This is a genomic window from Streptomyces sp. NPDC024017 (genome assembly GCF_040638895.1).
Taxonomy (GTDB): domain Bacteria; phylum Actinomycetota; class Actinomycetes; order Streptomycetales; family Streptomycetaceae; genus Streptomyces.
The window spans coordinates 1-17,241 of the sequence record NZ_JBEZYZ010000022.1 but is presented as its reverse complement, the minus strand read 5'-3'; the positions used below and the strand labels follow the sequence as shown (position 1 = coordinate 17,241).

At 69.0% G+C, this 17,241-nt stretch carries 13 protein-coding genes; 5 read left to right on the top strand and 8 right to left on the bottom strand.

Going from position 1 to position 17,241, the window contains the following annotated elements; genetic code table 11:
* Positions 1-8 precede the first annotated feature (8 nt).
* The 5 genes from AB0G20_RS37490 to AB0G20_RS37470 form a co-directional block, all read right to left on the bottom strand.
* A complete protein-coding gene (locus AB0G20_RS37490; protein ID WP_361310821.1) occupies positions 9-671 on the bottom strand; it encodes a hypothetical protein in 663 nt (220 codons plus the stop codon).
* 7 nt (positions 672-678) lie between these two features.
* A complete protein-coding gene (gene mqnC / locus AB0G20_RS37485; RefSeq protein WP_030839983.1) occupies positions 679-1,878 on the bottom strand; it encodes a cyclic dehypoxanthinyl futalosine synthase in 1,200 nt (399 codons plus the stop codon).
* A 70-nt stretch (positions 1,879-1,948) separates the two neighbouring features.
* Complete coding sequence (locus tag AB0G20_RS37480) at positions 1,949-2,980, bottom strand: CPBP family intramembrane glutamic endopeptidase (protein ID WP_361310818.1); 1,032 nt, start codon at positions 2,978-2,980, stop codon at positions 1,949-1,951.
* Positions 2,981-3,046: 66 nt separating this feature from the next.
* Positions 3,047-3,775 (bottom strand): prepilin peptidase, encoded by a 729-nt coding sequence (locus AB0G20_RS37475; RefSeq protein ID WP_361310815.1) that lies wholly within the window; start codon positions 3,773-3,775, stop codon positions 3,047-3,049.
* Positions 3,772-6,768 carry a BTAD domain-containing putative transcriptional regulator gene (locus AB0G20_RS37470; RefSeq protein ID WP_361310812.1) on the bottom strand — a complete coding sequence of 999 codons (2,997 nt, stop codon included), beginning with the start codon at positions 6,766-6,768 and terminating at the stop codon, positions 3,772-3,774. Before AB0G20_RS37470 ends, AB0G20_RS37475 begins: the two co-directional genes overlap by 4 nt.
* Positions 6,769-7,085: 317 nt before the next feature.
* Here AB0G20_RS37470 and AB0G20_RS37465 point away from each other — a divergent pair, with 317 nt between their 5' ends.
* The 5 genes from AB0G20_RS37465 (at position 7,086) to AB0G20_RS37445 (ending at position 11,421) form a co-directional block, all read left to right on the top strand.
* Positions 7,086-7,736, top strand: coding sequence for a hypothetical protein (locus tag AB0G20_RS37465; RefSeq protein ID WP_361310810.1), 651 nt, complete (start codon positions 7,086-7,088; stop codon positions 7,734-7,736).
* Positions 7,733-8,821 carry a hypothetical protein gene (locus tag AB0G20_RS37460; RefSeq protein WP_361310807.1) on the top strand — a complete coding sequence of 363 codons (1,089 nt, stop codon included), beginning with the start codon at positions 7,733-7,735 and terminating at the stop codon, positions 8,819-8,821. The genes AB0G20_RS37465 and AB0G20_RS37460 overlap by 4 nt, the downstream gene beginning before the upstream one ends.
* Before the next feature lie 35 nt (positions 8,822-8,856).
* The gene (locus tag AB0G20_RS37455) at positions 8,857-9,558 is read left to right on the top strand and encodes a hypothetical protein (RefSeq protein ID WP_361310805.1); all 702 of its coding nucleotides are present in this window, start codon (positions 8,857-8,859) and stop codon (positions 9,556-9,558) included.
* A 166-nt stretch (positions 9,559-9,724) separates the two neighbouring features.
* On the top strand, positions 9,725-10,372 hold the full coding sequence (locus tag AB0G20_RS37450) for a hypothetical protein (RefSeq protein ID WP_361310802.1): 648 nt from the start codon (positions 9,725-9,727) through the stop codon (positions 10,370-10,372).
* 62 nt (positions 10,373-10,434) lie between these two features.
* A complete protein-coding gene (locus AB0G20_RS37445) occupies positions 10,435-11,421 on the top strand; it encodes a hypothetical protein (RefSeq protein ID WP_361310800.1) in 987 nt (328 codons plus the stop codon).
* A gap of 59 nt (positions 11,422-11,480) precedes the next feature.
* Here AB0G20_RS37445 and AB0G20_RS37440 read toward each other — a convergent pair whose 3' ends face one another.
* The 3 genes from AB0G20_RS37440 to AB0G20_RS37430 all read right to left on the bottom strand — a co-directional run bounded on the left by AB0G20_RS37440 (position 11,481) and on the right by AB0G20_RS37430 (position 17,202).
* The gene (locus AB0G20_RS37440) at positions 11,481-12,128 is read right to left on the bottom strand and encodes a hypothetical protein (RefSeq protein WP_361310798.1); all 648 of its coding nucleotides are present in this window, start codon (positions 12,126-12,128) and stop codon (positions 11,481-11,483) included.
* A gap of 194 nt (positions 12,129-12,322) precedes the next feature.
* Positions 12,323-12,553, bottom strand: coding sequence for a hypothetical protein (locus tag AB0G20_RS37435; protein WP_361310796.1), 231 nt, complete (start codon positions 12,551-12,553; stop codon positions 12,323-12,325).
* 881 nt (positions 12,554-13,434) lie between these two features.
* Positions 13,435-17,202: a DUF6531 domain-containing protein gene (locus AB0G20_RS37430; protein WP_361310794.1), complete on the bottom strand. Its 3,768-nt coding sequence runs from the start codon at positions 17,200-17,202 to the stop codon at positions 13,435-13,437.
* Between the last annotated feature and the right edge of the window lie 39 nt (positions 17,203-17,241).

Genomic DNA, 17,241 nt, shown 5'->3' with positions numbered 1-17,241 from the left:
GGCCGGGGTCAGCGGGCCCGGTACACCAGCCGGCCAGCCAGCACGGTCGCCACACAGGTCACCGCGCCGCGCTCCCGCAGGGCCGTCTCGTCGGGTACGTCGAACACGGCCAGGTCGGCCCGGCCGCCGATGGTCAGCGGGCCGTGGACGGTGCCCCGGAGGTCGTACCCTTCCGCGAACGGGTCGAGGTCGGGCCGCTCGCCGAGCAGCGTGCCGGGGGCGTCTGTGGTCCCCACGACGGTCAGCCCGGACCGGGCGACGGCCGTGGCCACCAGCGGATCGCGGAAGCGGGCGCCGGGCGAGGCGACCGCCGTCGTGCCGTACCGCAGCATCCGCTGCACACCGCGGCGCACGCTGCCCGACCAGCGGGTCTCGGTGAGGTCGCCCAGGGCGGCCAGCCGCTCGCCCCACAGGGGCTGTTCGCCCAGCTCGCCGGCTTCGCGCGGGTCGGGGTGGTAGCAGTGGCGCAGCAGCCACAGCGGGTGCCACTGGCGCAGACCCGGGGTGAGCACGCCGGGCCAGCGCCGCACCCGCGCGCCGGGCGCGTCTTCGGCGACCTCGTCATAGGGCCCGACGGCGGTGATCCGGTCGCCGTCCACCACGACGGCTCCGTCCACGACGGGTGCCACGCCCGCCGGCAGGACCAGCGGGGCGGCGTGAATCGTCAGCACGGTCGGGTCAGTTCGGGGCCAGCAGCTTCAGCTCGGGGTGAGCCGTGCCGCCCTCGATGGCCGTGGAGGAGATGTGCGAGACGACGCGGTCGTCGACCGGGTCGTTCGCCGGGTCGTCGTGGACGACGAGGTGCTCGTACGTGGTCGCCCGCTGGGCGGGCACCCGGCCCGCCTTCCGGATCAGATCGATGATCTCCATCCGGTTGGACCGGTGCTTGGCACCGGCCGACGACACCACGTTCTCCTCCAGCATGATCGAGCCGAGGTCGTCGGCGCCGTAGTGCAGGGAGAGCTGCCCGACCTCCTTGCCCGTGGTCAGCCACGAGCCCTGGATGTGGGCGATGTTGTCCATGAACAGCCGCGCGATGGCGATCATCCGCAGGTACTCGAAGAGCGTCGCCTGCGTGCGGCCCTTCAGGTGGTTGTTCTCGGGCTGGTAGGTGTACGGGATGAAGGCGCGGAAGCCGCCCGTGCGGTCCTGGACGTCCCGGATCATCCGCAGGTGCTCGATGCGCTCGGCGTTGGTCTCGCCGGTGCCCATGAGCATCGTGGAGGTGGATTCCACGCCCAGGTTGTGCGCGATCTCCATGATCTCCAGCCAGCGCTCGCCGGACTCCTTCAGCGGGGCGATGGCCTTGCGGGGCCGCTCGGGCAGCAGCTCGGCACCGGCACCGGCGAAGGAGTCGAGGCCGGCGGCGTGGATGCGCTGGATGGCCTCCTCCACGCTCACCTTGGAGATGCGGGCCATGTGCTCGACCTCGGACGCCCCCAGGCTGTGGATGACCAGCTGCGGGAATTCCTTCTTGATCGCGGCGAAGTGCTTCTCGTAGTACTCGACGCCGTAGTCCGGGTGGTGCCCGCCCTGGAACATGATCTGGGTGCCGCCCAGCTCGACGGTCTCCGCGCAGCGGCGCAGGATGTCGTCCAGGTCGCGCGTCCAGCCCTTGTCCGTGGCCTTCGGCGGGGCGTAGAACGCGCAGAACTTGCACGCCGTGACGCACACGTTCGTGTAGTTGATGTTGCGCTCGATGATGTACGTCGCGATGTGCTCGGTCCCCGCGTACCGGCGGCGGCGTACGGCGTCGGCGGCGGCGCCCAGGGCGTGCAGCGGGGCGTCCCGGTACAGCACGAGTGCCTCGTCCGGGGTGATCCGCCCACCGGCGGCTGCACGGTCGAGGATGGGCTGAAGGTCGGCCTTCTCGGTCACCGGGCGTCCCTTTCGTAAGGGTTGTGGACGGACCAGCCCAGCGTACGCCAGCGGTTCGGGGGGCTGGACGTCAGGCCGCGCGGGCGGGGCCGGGGTACGGGGCGGGCGGCATCGCCGGGGTCGAGAGGCGCTGCGGCTTGTGGCGCCGGGCGAGCCACAGCACGATCGCGGCGTAGAGCAGGTCGGTGGCGATGGCGGCGAGGGCCAGCGGCCAGGGCGCGTCGGCGGCGGTCTCGTCCGAGGACAGTCCGTCGACGACCGCGGCGGAGGCGCCGAAGGCCAGCAGGTTGTTCAGGACGTGCAGGGCGATGGCCGCTTCCAGCCCACCCGTGCGGATCGTGAGCAGCCCCGCCACCAGGCCGTTCACCAGCAGCCCGAGGAAGCCCCACCGGGTGCCCCAGCCGTGGGCCGCGGCGAACAGCACGGCCTGCGGGATCACGGCGAACCACGGGGAGCGCACGAACGCCCCGACCGCCTGAAGCAGCCAGCCGCGGAAGACGTACTCCTCGGCCGCGGCCTGCAGCGGGACGAGGACGGCCAGCACGGCCAGGGCCGCGAGGAAGGAGCGCCAGCCCACCCACGTGTCGGACTCGCCCGAGTCGCCCGGCAGGAGGAAGGCCGTCACCGTGAGCAGGAGGATGGGCAGCAGCCCGGCCAGCAGACACCGCCCGAGCCAGCCGATCCGCAGCCGCCCGGTGACCGAGGTGACGGTGCCGACGGGCCGTCTCGCCGGCCACAGCGTGGCCAGCAGCACCAGGGGCAGGGCTATCGCGATGGACACGAGATCCATCGCCGTGTTCCCGAGCGGCCCTAAGTCGGCACCGCCGTCCGGCAGTTCCGGCGCGCCGAGCGCCGTGCCGAGGCCGTAGCTGACGCCGAACAGCACGAGGATCAACACGAAGTAGGTGACGGCCAACAGCAGGGTCCCGACCCAGGCCCGCCACCAGCGGTGACGGCCCGTGGCGCGGTCCAGGCGGTGGTAAGGGTGGCCGGTGGGGTCGGGCGGAGGGACGGTGGGGTACGGCGTCGGGGCGGTGGGGTACGGGGTCGGGCCGGTGGGGTACGGCGTCGGGCCGGTGGGGTAGGAGGATGGGTTTGTCATGATCAGCATCATGACAGCGCCGGTTGCGCGGATCACAGGAGTTCGGCGCGTTTCCACGCTCCCGCGTCAGGCCGTGAACGCGCCCACCAGAAGCCCCAGGAACGCCCCCGTGATCAGGAACGGGCCGAACGGGATGGCGGTTTTGCGGGTGGCTCGGCGGGTGATGACGAGGGCCCCGCCGTACAGGGCGCCCAGGAGGAAACCGGCGAAGGTGCCGAGCATGACCGTCGGCCAGCCGTACCAGCCGAGGGCGGCGCCGGTGCCGAGGGCGAGTTTGACGTCGCCGAAACCCATGCCCGCGGGGTTGACGAGGAACAGGACGAAGTAACCGCCGCCCAGGGCGAGGGAGCCGAGCAGGGCCGTCGTCCAGTGGCCCGCGTGTTCGGGAACGAGGGCGGTGAGGCCGAGCAGGGCCAGGGCGGCCGCGGCGAAGGGGAGGGTGAGCGGGTCGGGCAGGCGCCGTACGCGGAAGTCGACGACCGTGAGCAGGACTCCGGCCGGGGCGAGCAGCAGCCAGACCCCGAGCTCGGGGCGGGTGCCGGTCGCGGCGGCGAGGACGGCGCAGACCAGGGCGGTGGCGATCACCAGAGGGGTCGTACGCGGCCCGTACCCGGTCTCCGCACACTCCGGGCACGCCGCCCGTCCCAGCCAGCCCCTGAGGGCGTGCCCGCCGGGGCACTCCCCCCGCCACGCCTCCCCCGAGGGCGCCGAGAACCGGTAGGCCGCCCGCGGCAGCAACGCTCCCGCCGCCGCGCCCCACAGCGCGGCGGCGACGGCCAGCAGCCCGGTGCTCATCCCACCGCGGCGATCGCGTCACGCCAGGCCGGCAGCAGCTCGTCGAGCAGTGCCTCGGTGCGCGGCGGCAGCCCACGGGCCCCGCTGCGGCCGATGAGGTCGGTGGCGAGGGCGGTCAGCCGGTCCGAGTCGCCGGTGGCGTGCGTGGCGCGCAGCAGCTCGTGCCACAGGCGCTCGTCGGCCGGAGCGGTGCGCAGGGCCGCCTGCAGCGCCTCGATGGCCTTCTCCGCACGGTTCTTCTCCATGTGGAACTCGCACAGCGCGAGCCCCGTGTCCGCGACGAGCAGCGGCAGTTGGGCGTCGACGATCTCGTGGGTGAGCCACCGGTAGCGACCCTCGGGCCGGTCGGCGAGCAGCGGCCCGCGCACCAGCACGAGCGCGTCGGTGAGCAGCCGCCCGCGCACGGCCCGGCTGCCGACACCCTTGCCCTGCGTGGCCTCGTGGTAGAGGGACCGCAGCACGTCCAGGTCGGAGACGACGGTCTTGGCGAGCGTGAGCCGGCCGGAGCTGTCGGTGGTGAGGCGGGGCGTGCCGTCGGTGTCGGTGCCGAGCCAGGCCCGCAGCCGCTCCAGCAGCGACTCCCGTACGTCGTCGGTGACGCCGCGCGGCCACAGCGCGGAGGACAGCACGCGCGGGTGCACGCCCTCGCGGTGCAGGAGCAGCAGGGCGAGCGCCTCGTGCAGCAGCGCGCTGCGCTCCCCGTCCGGGTTGTCCAGGCCGATGATCTCGTACGGCCCGACGAGCCGGGCGTACACGGCCGGCCGGCCCTGCTCGCTGATGTCGACGAGGAACGGCGGCGTGTTGGCCGGGCCGCCCTCGGGCCGGCTCTCGGGGTCGGCCTCGACGAACAGCTCGACCACGGCACGCTGCTGGGCGACGGGCAGCAGCTGGGCGTCGAGTTCGAGCCCGAGGAGGGGCGCGAGCAGCTTGCCCTGGCCGGTGATCTCCATCTCCCAGGCGGCGCCCGGCAGATCGCCGGTCTCGGTGCCGACGAGGTAGCCGATGCCGAGACGGCTCGCGTCGGCGGCCAGTTCGGCGAGCTTGACGGCGTCCTCGGCGGACGGCTGGGCGGCAAGCAGGACGAGGTGCGGGGCCCAGCGGGTGTGCTGGGCGGGCCCGGTACGGCCGGTGAGGACGGAGTCGTGCCCGGCGGCGCCCAGCGCTCCGCGCCGCTGCCGCGTCTCGGCCTCCATGGTCTCGACGAGGGCCTCGATGTCCTCGAGGTGCCGGATCCGGTTCGGGGCGAGCGGGGTGAGGTCCTCGCCGAACCCGACGAGCGTGATGGTCATGCGGTCGGACCAGCCGTTGGTCGCCAACTCGGCGGCGACGGACGCGAAGACGGCGGCCCGGTCGGCCTCCCGGCCGCTCAGCGACACGATGCCGGGCACGGCCTCCAGGTTGAGCAGCAGCCGCGAGTCGTCCATGGTGCCGAGGCTGACCAGACCCGGGTAGGGCGCGGCCGTGTCGACGTCCTCGTAGCGCTCGGCGTCCGTCCGGGACAGCATCCAGAAGGTCTGGTCCTGGCCCTGCTGCCAGGGCGCGGGCGGCTTCCCGGCGGGCTGGGCGAGCTGGAGGTGCAGGTCGCCGTTGCTGAGCCAGGCCGCGTACACGACCGGCAGCGCGCGCGACTCCTCGGCGAGCGAGGCGGCGAGTCCGCGCAGGCTCCGGTCGAGCAGCCGTACGCCCTCGGGGTCGGCGCCGACGAGCAGCGCGTCCTGGACGTCCTGCGCGTCACCGCTCGGCGTGGGCGGCTCCATGCCGCGCCGCCCGCCGATGGAACCGAACGCCGACTGCCACAGCGCCTGCCGGCGCCGACGCCCCAGGGCGCCGAGGAGACCGGCGGCGAGGAGCGGGGCGGTGAGGAGGGCTTCGGGGAGGCCGAAGGAGCTGTCGGACTCGGCGCCGATGCCGGTGGCCTGCTGGTGTCCGGTGCCGGGGTCGGGCCGCTGCTGGTCGGGGACGGACACCTGGGTGGCGCCGCCACCGGCGTGCTCGTGTCCACCGCCCTGGGCGCCGGAGCCGCCTCCGCCCTGGGCGTGGTCGCCGGTCTGGGCGTAGTCGCTGATCTGCTGCTGCACATCGGGCGACACGTTGGGCGCCTCGTCGGGCATCTCGACGAGCTCGCCGCCGCGGGCGTCGCCCGGCATCTCCATGATCCAGCCGGGCCGGATGAGACTGGCCTCGGAGAGCTTGGATCCGTCCGGCTGCACGCGGTCCTTGTTGAGCTCGAAGATCTCCTTGTAGCGGCGGCCGTCACCGAGGTGCCGTTGGGCTATCTCCCAGAGGGAGTCGTGGTGCCGCCCCTCGGGCGGCTGGATCCGGTAGTACTTCGTGTCGCCCTGCTTGGCGGTGCTGCCACCGGCGTCGGCGTGGGCGGCGGCGTGCGAGGCCTGCTCGGCGAGGGCCGCGGCGGCACCGGCGGCCTGGTCCTGCTGCTGGGCGAAGAGCCCCGGGGTGGCCTGCGCGGCCGCGACGGTCGGCTTCTGGTTGGCGTCGTAGCTGTGCCCGAGCTGCGACAGCCCGGGCGTGAGGCTGGCGGCGGTGGCACCGACGAGCAGCAGAGCGGCGACGAGCTGGCGCGCCAGCAACTGACTCGGCCCGGCCCCCGGCACCCGCCCCGGCACGCCGACGCCCGACAGCGCGGCCTTCATCTCCACGAGCACGCACGCCGTGAACTGCGCCCACGCCATCCACACGATGACGGTGAGGATGTTCAGGAACGTGTGGACCGTGATCTCCTGCTGCAGCCAGTCGAGGCTCGGCACCCCGTTCGGCAGCGGCCACCCGATCTGCGTGGCCAGCGCGCCCGGCACGCCGACGAGCAGCACGGCCAGGGCGACGAAGGCGAAGAACGCCTTGACGAAGTCCCCGAACGACCGCCGCCGAATCCTCACCGGCTGCGGAGTCCGGTTCCTGGGGGCGGCCGTGGTTCCCGTCGCTCCCGTCGTACTTCCCGTCGAGCTTGACGAGCTTGAGGTGCGGCGTCGCGGCATGGCGGGTGTCCTGGGGTCGTGTGTGGAGTGAGGTGAGGCCGAGCTGTGGGGTGAGGGTGTGCTGAGCCTACAGAGATCTTATGGACTCGTACGGGGGGCGTCTAAGGGCAGCAGTAAGGAACCTCACTACCGTCCGATTTGCCCTTGTAGCCACGGGCGTCGACCCTGCGGCCGAACTTGACGATCACCCTTCTTCGCGAGCGCTACGCGCTCCCCTCACGCTCTCCACACAATCGCCCATGGTGGGCCGAGGACCCAACACGCCCCCCTGATAGCTTCGTTCTCAGTTGCACACGCCGAACTTCGGGGGAGAAGCCGTGGCCCGCCGCGCTCTGACCACCACAGCCGCCGCGTTCGCCGCGACGGCGGCACTTCTGCTCACAGCCTGCGGCGGGGGCGGCGACTCGTCGTCGGACGACATCAAGGGAGCGGGCACCGGCACGGACAGCCCTTCGGCTTCGCCGTCTTCTCCCTCCGGCCGACCGGACGTCAGTCTGCCGAGTGACCTCGAGGTCGAGTTCGACATCACGAAGCCGTCCGACACGCGCCACGCGGCAGCCCTCGAGAGCGCGCAGAACTACATCCTGGCTCTCGACCACGGCATCACGGCCCAGGACCCGGACGACCCGGCCTACCGGTTCTACTCACTGGGAAGTGCCACCAAGTACGCGAAGTCGCAGATCCAGGCATGGGTCGACGACGACTGGACCGCGACGGGATCCGACAGCTACTACCGGGGCAGGACCGACGACGTCGGCACATCGAAGGGCGTCCTCGTCACGATGTGCCGGGATCAGAGCAAGTTCTACGGCAAGAACGTGAAGACGAAGAAGATCCGGTACACGAAGGAAAGCCTCAACGACTTCCAGCAGTTCCGCCTTCTGATGAAGCCGCCACAGGGATCCCCGAAGGTATGGAAGGTGCTGCAGATCGAGGTGCAGGGGCGCGTGGAGGACTGCCGTCGATGAGTCACCTGCGACGCTCTCTGGCCTGGTCCACCGTGCTGGCGGTGGCCGCCGTGCTGGGATGCGGCGGCACCGCGTACGCAGCGGGGCCGGAGGACAACACGAACGTGCCACCGGCCGACAATGAGAGCGGCGGCGGTACGGACGGTGAGGGAGGCCTGTCGGCTTCCGTCTCCAACATCAAAATCACGTACCCGAGTGGTGATGACGGCGGCGGCAAAGAAGGCAACCTCGGCACGGTAGACCCCAACTGGAAGCCGCCGGCCTGCTGGTACGAGCCCGCGTTCAGCCCGGAGGGCTTGAAGAAGTTCGTGGACACGGACGGTGGCGGCGACGTGGGCATCCACGAGTCGTGGATCGGCAAGGGCCTGTGGACCGACCACTACCGGGACGGCAAACCGGCCGACAACTTCGACTTGAAGGCCCCGACCAACAGCTCCGCCGAGGGCTACAAGGACTACAACCTCGGCAAGGACGGCTACTTCTGGCGAGGTGTCGCCCCCGACCCCGACGACCCGGACACCTGGGACTGCGGCCGCATCATGTTCTGGGTCGACGCCGGCGAGGTCCCGGACGATCCGAACGCGCCCACCCCGAAGACGCTCGCCGAGTACGCCTACAACAAGGTCAAGGTCCCGGAGACCGAGGTCGAGCTGAAGCCGGAGGCCAAGTCCACGGTCAACCTGCCCACTTGGGTCTGGCTGGACAAGGGCACCTTCAAGGACGTCAAGGTCCGTGCCGCACTGCCGAACACGGGCCTGTGGGCGGAGACGACGGCCAAGCCGGTCGCCCTGCACCTGGAGCCGGGCACCAAGGACGCCGAGGTTTTCCCTTCCTCCGGCGACTGCGAGATCAACGACGACGGCTCCATCGGCTCCCCGTACACCAAGGGCAGCGCCGACAAGACCCCGCCGTGCGGCATCCGCTACCTCCGCGCGATCGACGGCGCCCCCTACCAGCTCTCGGCCAGCGTCACCTGGCAGATCACCTGGGAGGGCTCCGACGGCACCGGCGGCGACCTGCCCGACGGCACCTTCGAGACCACACAGGACATGAACGTCCAGGAGATCCAGTCGATCAACCGCTGACGGCGATTCCGCCGCTACGTACCCCAGTAGAGGTCATGGACGAAAAACCCGAGCGCTACCGGGTCGAGTTCGCGAGTGGCACAGCCGCCTCGGTGGCGAAGCGCCGCTCCTTCCGCGACCTGGAACGCAACGACATCGAGCCCGACTTGCCCGGCTGGCCACCTCAACGGACCTTTGCCGTACGAGGGTTCTTCGGCAAGCTCGGCCAATACGCGCTCTCCGCCGTCACCGGGCTCTTGATGCTGCCGCTTTACATCATCGCCGACGCCCTTGGCAGTCCCGCGTCGCCTGAGAAGCGGGGAAAGCTGGAGGAGCGTGAGAACGAAGTCGACGACTTTCCCGTCATGTGGGCGGGCGTGGACGAGACGGCTCGTACGCTTCCCTGGCAACTCGACCCCTCACGGCGGCCCTGGCGCCTCGTGACAGAGATCGAACTGTCGGAGACGGATGGGCTGGTGCGCATCTTGTCGTACGAGGACTCGGCGCGGGGCAATCGGTACGTCTCATGGGGCGGTGGCGAGCAGATTCCGGGCTCCGAGGCCGTCCTCTGGTCGTTGCCCCGGAAGGAGATCGTCGGCGCAGAGATCAAGCGATACAGCGTGGCCGAGTCCGACTTCAAAGTCTCCTTCCGGGATGGTTCGTGGGTTCGGCTGACGAGTTCGCCGTCCGGTACCCAGTGGATCGTCGGTCTGCTCGGTCAAGGGATACCTGAAGGTGATCCCGCAACTGCCCTGTAGGCAAGGACCTCACGCGGCACCCGGCGGGGACGGCACTATTCGCAACCGCCACGCCACACTCCTCACCTTCCCCACACAATCCACCACTGCCTCTCAAAGCCGCATGACCCGTGCCTGATAGCTTCGTTTCCTGTCGCATACACCGAAACTACGGGGGAGATCAACTGTGGCCCGCCGCGCACTGACCACCACTGCCGCCGCGTTCGCCACGGCGGCAGCGCTGCTTCTGTCCGCCTGCGGCGGGGGCGACGATTCGCCGTCGGACGACATCAAGGGCGCGGGCGACAGCTCGAGCAGCCCGTCGGCCTCGGCGTCGTCCTCGGCGCCCGGCGTCAAGCGCCCGGTGATCAAGCTCCCCAGCAGCTTCCAGCTGACCTTCGAGAACTGGACGAGCAGCGATCCCGTCGAGCAGGCAGTGCTGGACGACGGCAGGGAACAGCTCCGGGCGGGGTACGAGGCGATCATCGAGAACGACCCCGACAGCAAGAACCGTGCCTTCTACGACACGAAGAACGGCTTCCTGCAGAGCCAGCAGTGGATCAGGACCTACACGGACAAGAACCTCACCGTCATCGGCAAGTTGCCCGTGTTCGACCCCAAGGTGACTCTCGCCAAGGACAAGGCGGCGGCTTCCCTCTCCTACTGCACCGACGAGAGCAAGGCCAGCACGAAGAACCGCAAGACCGGCGAGGTCAAGGGGAACCCGGCAGGCACGGACCCCGAGGTCGTCTACGTGATCTCCATGGGCAAGAACGCCCAGGGCGTGTGGCAGGCAGTGTCGGCCCACTCGGAGCGGGGTGGCTGCGCCAAGTGAGGTCCTCACGCGCCTCCCGGCCCCTCACAGTCCTCTCGCTCACCTCCGCCCTCCTGGCACCCGTGCCTGCCGTCGCCCTCGGTGGCGAAGGCAGTTACGGCGGCGGGGCCAAGAACAACGAGATCTCCGCTTCCGCCTCGCAGTCCCGGATCAAGGTCAGCCAAGTGAGCGGCCCCACCGGCGGCAAGCAGGGCACTGTCGCGTCGACGGACGTGAACTGGAAGCCGCCGCCCTGCTGGTACGAGCCCGTCTTCACCCCCGAGCAGCTGAAGAACTTCTCGGAGAACGACGGCAGCGGCGACGCCGGTCTGCGCGACGGCTGGTACGGGTCGAAGCTCTGGACCGACCACTTCAGGGACGAGAAGGACGCCACCACCATCTTCACCAAGCCGGCCACGGTGAAGGGGTACAAGAACTACAACCTCGGCAAGGACGGCTACTTCTGGCGCGGAGTGGCTCCGGACGTCACCGGGATCGACAACACCTCGCTGTGCAGCCGGCTGATGTTCTGGCAGGACGCCGGCACGATTCCCGACGACCCCAACGCCCCCACGCCCGAGACCCTCGCCGACTACGCCTACGACAAGGTCAAGGTCCCCGAGACCGAGGTGGAGTTGAAGCCGGCGGTCAGGTCGACGGTGAACCTCCCGACCTGGGTGTGGCTGGACAAGGGCACCTTCAAGGACGTCAAGGTCCGCGCCGAGCTCCCCGGAACGGGCCTGTGGGCGGAGACGACGGCCAAGCCGGTCGCCCTGCACCTGGACCCGGGTACCAAGGACGCCGAGGTCTTCCCCGCCTCCGGCGACTGCGCGATCAACGACGACGGCTCCATCGGCACCCCGTACACCAAGGGCAGCGCCGACAAGACCCCGCCGTGCGGCATCCGCTACCTCCGCGCCACCGACGGCGCCCCCTACCAGCTCTCGGCCAGCGTCACCTGGCAGATCACCTGGGAGGGCTCCGACGGCACCGGCGGCGACCTGCCCGACGGCACCTTCGAGACCACACAGGACATGAACGTCCAGGAGATCCAGTCGATCAACCGCTGACGGCGGGCGTCAGGCTCCCGTGAACTGCCACCCCCCGCTCCTGGTCGTGGTCGTGGTCGTCAGGTGCTTGTGGTGGTCAGGGCTTCGAGCGCCCGGTCGTAGGAACGGAACGCCGCTTTGCCCTGCTCGGGCGTTCCCACATCGGGGCGGAGGATCCCTGGAAGGTGAGCAACCCGCCACATCCTGAAGACCAGGGCCGGGTCACTCCGCCCCGTCGCGTCCGCGACAGCGGCCGCGATCGTCAGCGCTTCGGCGGTCCGGGTCGCTCCTTGCCGGACGTCCCCGCCGGCCACGACCGCAGCGGTGACGAGGGCCTGCAGGAAGTACGTCATCTGCAAGTCGGCGGCCATGTGGCACATACGGCGCACGACCTCTGGCTGTTCGAGATCCTCGAGCCGCGGTGGAATCCCCTCGACCGCCCCCGACCACAGCAGCAGGGCCGGGGCCGTCACCTCGTGCTCGCGCAGGTAACCCAGTTCGTCCGCGATGGCCATGGTGGCCGGTGAGAAGCCGCCGATGCCGCGGACGAGGTCGAGCAGTCGGTCCACCTCTCCGCGGCGGCTGCTCACCAACTCGCCGACGGAGGCAGCACCGACGTTCCATGCGCCGGTCGCCGACACGGCCCCGATCTCCACGATGCCGCCGAGGGGCCCGAAGATCTCGCGAGCCAGCACGCCTTCCGGAACGGGAACAACCTGACTTGCCACTACTTCGAGCCTCGCATCCGCTCAGAGCCGTCCCATCATGTGCTCGAAGATCGCCTCACGCTCGGGGGCCGCCTTCCTGCCGGGTCGCCGTGCAAGGGATGGCACAACGGCCCGGCGGCTCACCACATCTCCACGCGCGGGGTCATTCACTACCGTTTACTCGACCTCACGTGCGACAAGTTCGACACTCGCTCTCATGCAGACGTCTCGCCGGTCCGCTGCACGACTTCGCCGACGACGTCGCCGACGCACTGCGCGACCTGAAGGGCATCGCCGAGGAGGACGAGATCCTCTCCTGGGCGGGCAGGGCGGATGTGTTCGCGGAGGAGTTTCGCGGACGCACCCAAGAAGCTGCGGAAGCTGAAGATGTCGTACGACCTGGCCGGCGACGCCTCGCGTTCTTCCGAAATCTCCGGATCACCCAAGAGGCAGGTCACTGTCACACATGGAGCAGACAAAGACGGATTCCTTGACCACGTTCCAGTTGTGACATGACGGACAGCACCGGAAAACGATCGGGTGGGTGTAACCCGTGCCGTGCTCCACTTCTGCTCGGTCGAGGCCTATGACCACTGCCGCCCAGGATTCGGCTTGCGGACAGTATCCGGTCGACTGGTTGCTTACATAGTCGGCAATCAATCGGCCGTTCCCGTCATTCCGGGAGAATCGCACTTCACCCGCGGCAAGGACCGGTTCCGCGCCGGCACATGCCACATGCTCGGACCTGCGAGGAGCAAGAACCAGGAAACAGGATGCGTCAACGACAAACGTGAACGGCTCAGCCGCTTCGTCAGAGCCGCGCTCCTCAAGGAACCGCTCAAGGTCTGCTGCGGATGTGATGCGCGATCCCGCCCTGTTGGAGACCGCCTGCCTTATTTCGGCAGGGCCGACGTATTCGTATGCGACCAGCCGAGGATTCTCTTTCACCCGTCCATCCGAAAATCAGCGATCCGAATCGGGGCGCCGCCCTCCGCAGCCGACTCGACGGCGAGATCACGGAGCGGTCCCGGAGTACCAGGCCCCCAAGAACTCCACCCCTTGCGAAAGTAGTGCTCGACCAGGACCTGCCCGTCCCTGCTCGACTTCACGTTCGCTCTGGTGAAATCGGCCAGACGGCACAGAAGGTCCACGACCTCGGTTTCACCCGGCAAACCGTCTTCACTTGACCAGCATCCCAGCCAGCCCTTGGCCCCGGCTCGGCGCTCGGTTCCGACACACACCCAGATCCTGTCGTCCCCGTGCGGGTCCCTGATGACATCAGCGATCAAGCCTTCTGACTCGACCAGGAGGACCGACGTCATGTCTCTCACCTCCGAAGTGCAAATTCGATCAGCAGATCCGGGTCCATCTCTCCCGAGCCGATCCTTCGAACTATCTCGGCCGTCCGGTGATGCCCACCGGTTATATGTACCTGCGACCCTGGGAAACGGACCGAGTCCCCTGGCGCCCAGTCGCGATAGCCACTGATGGGGTCGTTCCCTTGCGGCCCTCCGAACCTGGTGAGATCTTCGTTGGGAAGGTTCCTGACACCGCCGTGCCCCGCGATCTCACCCCCGTACATCTGGGCTTCCGTCAGAGGGTGACTGGCGATCCTGTTGTCGACCAACTCACCGGCCCGCACATAGAACCTATCGTAACGAGAGTGAATGGGAAGGTCGGCCAGGTGTTCATTGGGATACGGAGCGAGACCGAGGGGATCCGACCTGGTATGCGGATTCGCCACATACGAGACCGGGTTGGGAGCCGGTTCGAGGCCCAGTGGATCCGGACTGAAGTAGCGGGCGGTTTCGGGGTCGTAATGGCGGAAGCAGTTGTAGTGCAGGCCTGATTCCGGGTCGAAGTACTGGCCCGGGAAGCGGAGCGGCGTGTAGGAGGGCGCGTCGGCCGTCCATGCAGTCGTCCCCCAGAGGGTGCTGCGAGCGCCCCACGCCACTACGCCCTGTTCATCGACAAGCTCGCTCGGTGCCCCCAGCAGATCGGTCACGATCGCGTAGAAGCGGGAGTCGATCTCATGCTGGGGCGCTTCGGCAGCGGTGATGCGCTCCGTCTGGGCGATGGGACGAAGACCCTGGTGGTCCCAGGTGAGCGTGACCGGGTTCGGTAGGCCGACGGCGGTCGTCGTCTGCTCACACAGGGTCGCCCCGTCCCAGGTGAAGTCGACGCGCTCGATGATCGTCTCGCCGTCTCCGGCCACTTTCAGCTTCGCCGTACGGCGGCCCAGTGGGTCGTACTCATAACGCCACCGGGTGCCGTCAGGCGCTACCAGTGACGTCAGACGGTCCTCCGCATCCCATTCGTAGTGCCATGTGTCCGGTGTGCGAGACAGGCGCGTCTTCTGCCGCCGGATGACACGGCCCAGAGCGTCATGCTCGAAACGGACCCGGCCGGCGCGTGTGATGCGGGTGCCCTTGTACTCCCGAACCCCCTGGGATTCCGCGCCCGGATGCGTCGTCGGCCACTCGGCCGACCGCTGATTGCCCGCTTCGTCGTAGGCGTAGCGTTCGGTCCAGGCGGCCGCGCGTACCGCCGTCACCCGCCCGGCGGTGTCGAGTTCGAAACGATGGGCACCGGTCAGGCGGTCATCCACACTCACGAGATGTCCGTCTGCGCGATAGGAGTATGCGCGGTGCTGAACCAGGGCACCATCCGGACCCGTCAGCGTCTGACCAGTCAAACGGCCGAGGGGATCGAACTCCTGCGTAAGGTCGAGAGTCCCGCCGATACGACGGATCAGTTCGCGGCCTGCCGCGTCATAGGTGAATTCGATCGGACGGCCCGATGTGACCATTCCGGTCCGTCGGCCCGCCAAGTCGTACGTCCAGCTGCTGCGTGCGCCGCTCGGCGTCGTGCGCGCCGTGCGGCGGCCTGCAACGTCGTACTCGAACGACAGCGCACGGCCGTTGACCACCTGCTCGAGGAGACACCCCCGTTCGTCGCGGCGCAGCGTGAGCGTCGCCTCGGGACCGACGGCTTCCGTCAACTGGTCCGCGGAGTCGTACGCGAACGTCGTGACCCGGCCTGCGGCGTCCTTGCGTACCACCTGCCCGAGTCGGTTCCGCTGCAACAGGACCGTCTGCCCGAGCGCATTCGTGCGGGCCGACATCCTGCCTGCCGCGTCGTACCAATACCGGAGCGGACGGTCATCGAAGTCCGTCTCGGCGATCAGGTTGCCTGCCGTGTCGTACTCGTACGTCCACGTCAGTCCCTGCGGGTTGGTCACCTTGACCAGTCTCAACTGGGTGTCGTGGGCGAATTCGTAGCGAGCACCGTCCGGGCCTGTGCGGGCGGCCAGCAGGTCGAAGTGGGTGTACTCGAACCGGGAGACTCCGCCCAGCTCATCGATGTGGGAGGTGCAGTTGCCCTCCCCGTCGTAGAGCCAGGTCTCGGTCCGGCCTTCGGCGTCGGTGCGGCCGGCGAGGAGGCCCTCCACCGTCCAGTCGAGTCGGGTCGTGGCTCCGGTGGGTTCCACGATGACCGACGGGTGGCCGAACGCGTTTCTGGCGTATCGGGTGATGGCGCCGAGGGGGTCCGTGATCTCGACCGGCAGGCCTGCATCATCACAAGCGACTGTGGTCACTTGCCCCAGTGGGTCCGTCACAGCGGTGAGGCGGCCTGCGTCATCGTAGGTGAAGTGGGTGGTACAGCCTGCGTGATCAGTGAGCGCAATGCAGTTGCCGCGGTCGTCGTAGGTGCGTCGACGGGTTCTGCCGTCGTGCTGCTCGATCGTGGTGGGAAGCCAGTGCTGGTTGTACTCCAGGCGTGTGTCGCGACCAGCGGGGTCCGAGATCTTCGTGGGCTGACCCTGTTCGTTGATCTCGTAGCTGGTTCGGCAGCCGAGGGCATCCGTCTCGGAGAGCACCCGGTGGTGCCGGTCGTACGTCGTGCGTCTTGTGCCTCCGAGGGGGTCGATCTCGGCGACGACCTGGCTGTCGGAGTTGATGACGAACCGGGTCGTCGCACCTTCAGCCGTCGTCAGGGTGGTGACCCGACAGTCGGCCCAGGCAGCGTCCGAACCGTCGTAGTCGAGGGTGATGCTGATGTGGCCGGCCTCGCCGCCCTCGGCTGTGCACCGATCCAGCTTGTCGTAGGTGTAGGCGTAACTGCGGTTGTTGGTGTCCGTCCAGGAGGTGACGCGCAGGCGATCGTCGTAGGTGAACTTCAGCGGCAGCCCGGAGGAGTTGACGGTCTCCGTGAGGTTGCCGTCGGTGTATCCGTATCGCTTGATGACGACGTCCGACCCGTTCTCGGCCGCTGATGCCAGGCTGAGCGCCGTGACGCGCCCCTCTTCGGTCTCGAGCTTGAGGTGGTAGCCGCCGGAATGACGGAGGCCGACGGGGACGCCCTGGTCGTCGTAGTCGAAGGTGATCGTGTGCCGGTTACGGTCGATGATGCGGGTCGGCAGGGCGATACCGTCACTGTCGGGGCGCGCGAACTGCAGCGTCTGACCGCTGAGCGGGTCCACGACACGGTAATCGCCGTCACCGAGACGAGTGAGCGGCCTACGGGGCCCTGATTCCGGCAGTACCGGCACCTCCGGAGCGACCGGGTGGGGGTACGCGAGGAGCAGGCCGTCTTCCGTGACGAAGACGACGCCCTCCTCGTCGATTTCGAGCCGCTGGTCGATGGTGGATGCCCAGGTCGGGCCGAACCACCAGCCGCAGCGGTAGTCGGAGGCGATTCTGCGCGTGAACGCCAACGGCAGCAGGCCTGGCAGTTCCACGTCGGTCTGCGGCAGGAACATGGCCCCGGTGGCCATGTCGATGGGGTCGCTGCCCTTGGAACGCACGACGCTCTTGACCCGGTTGTACGCCCCCTTGGCGCCGTCGGCGATCATGCCGCGGGCGCTCTTGCCCAGCCCGCGCACGGCGAGCCCCATGCCTTTCAGACCGCCTCTGAGCCCCTTCACGGCAGCCATTCCGCCCTTGAGCCCCTTGGCTAGTCCACCGAGGGTGGTCAGGCCCTTCATGCCCGGTATGCAGTCCAGCGCCGCGAGCCCGACATCCCATAGGGACGCTTGCCCCTTGGAGTACTTGTAGAGCGTGTCGGCCAGCACCACGAGAGCCGCGATCAGCACGATCGCGCCCAGGATCGGCCCCCCGATGATCATCGCGAC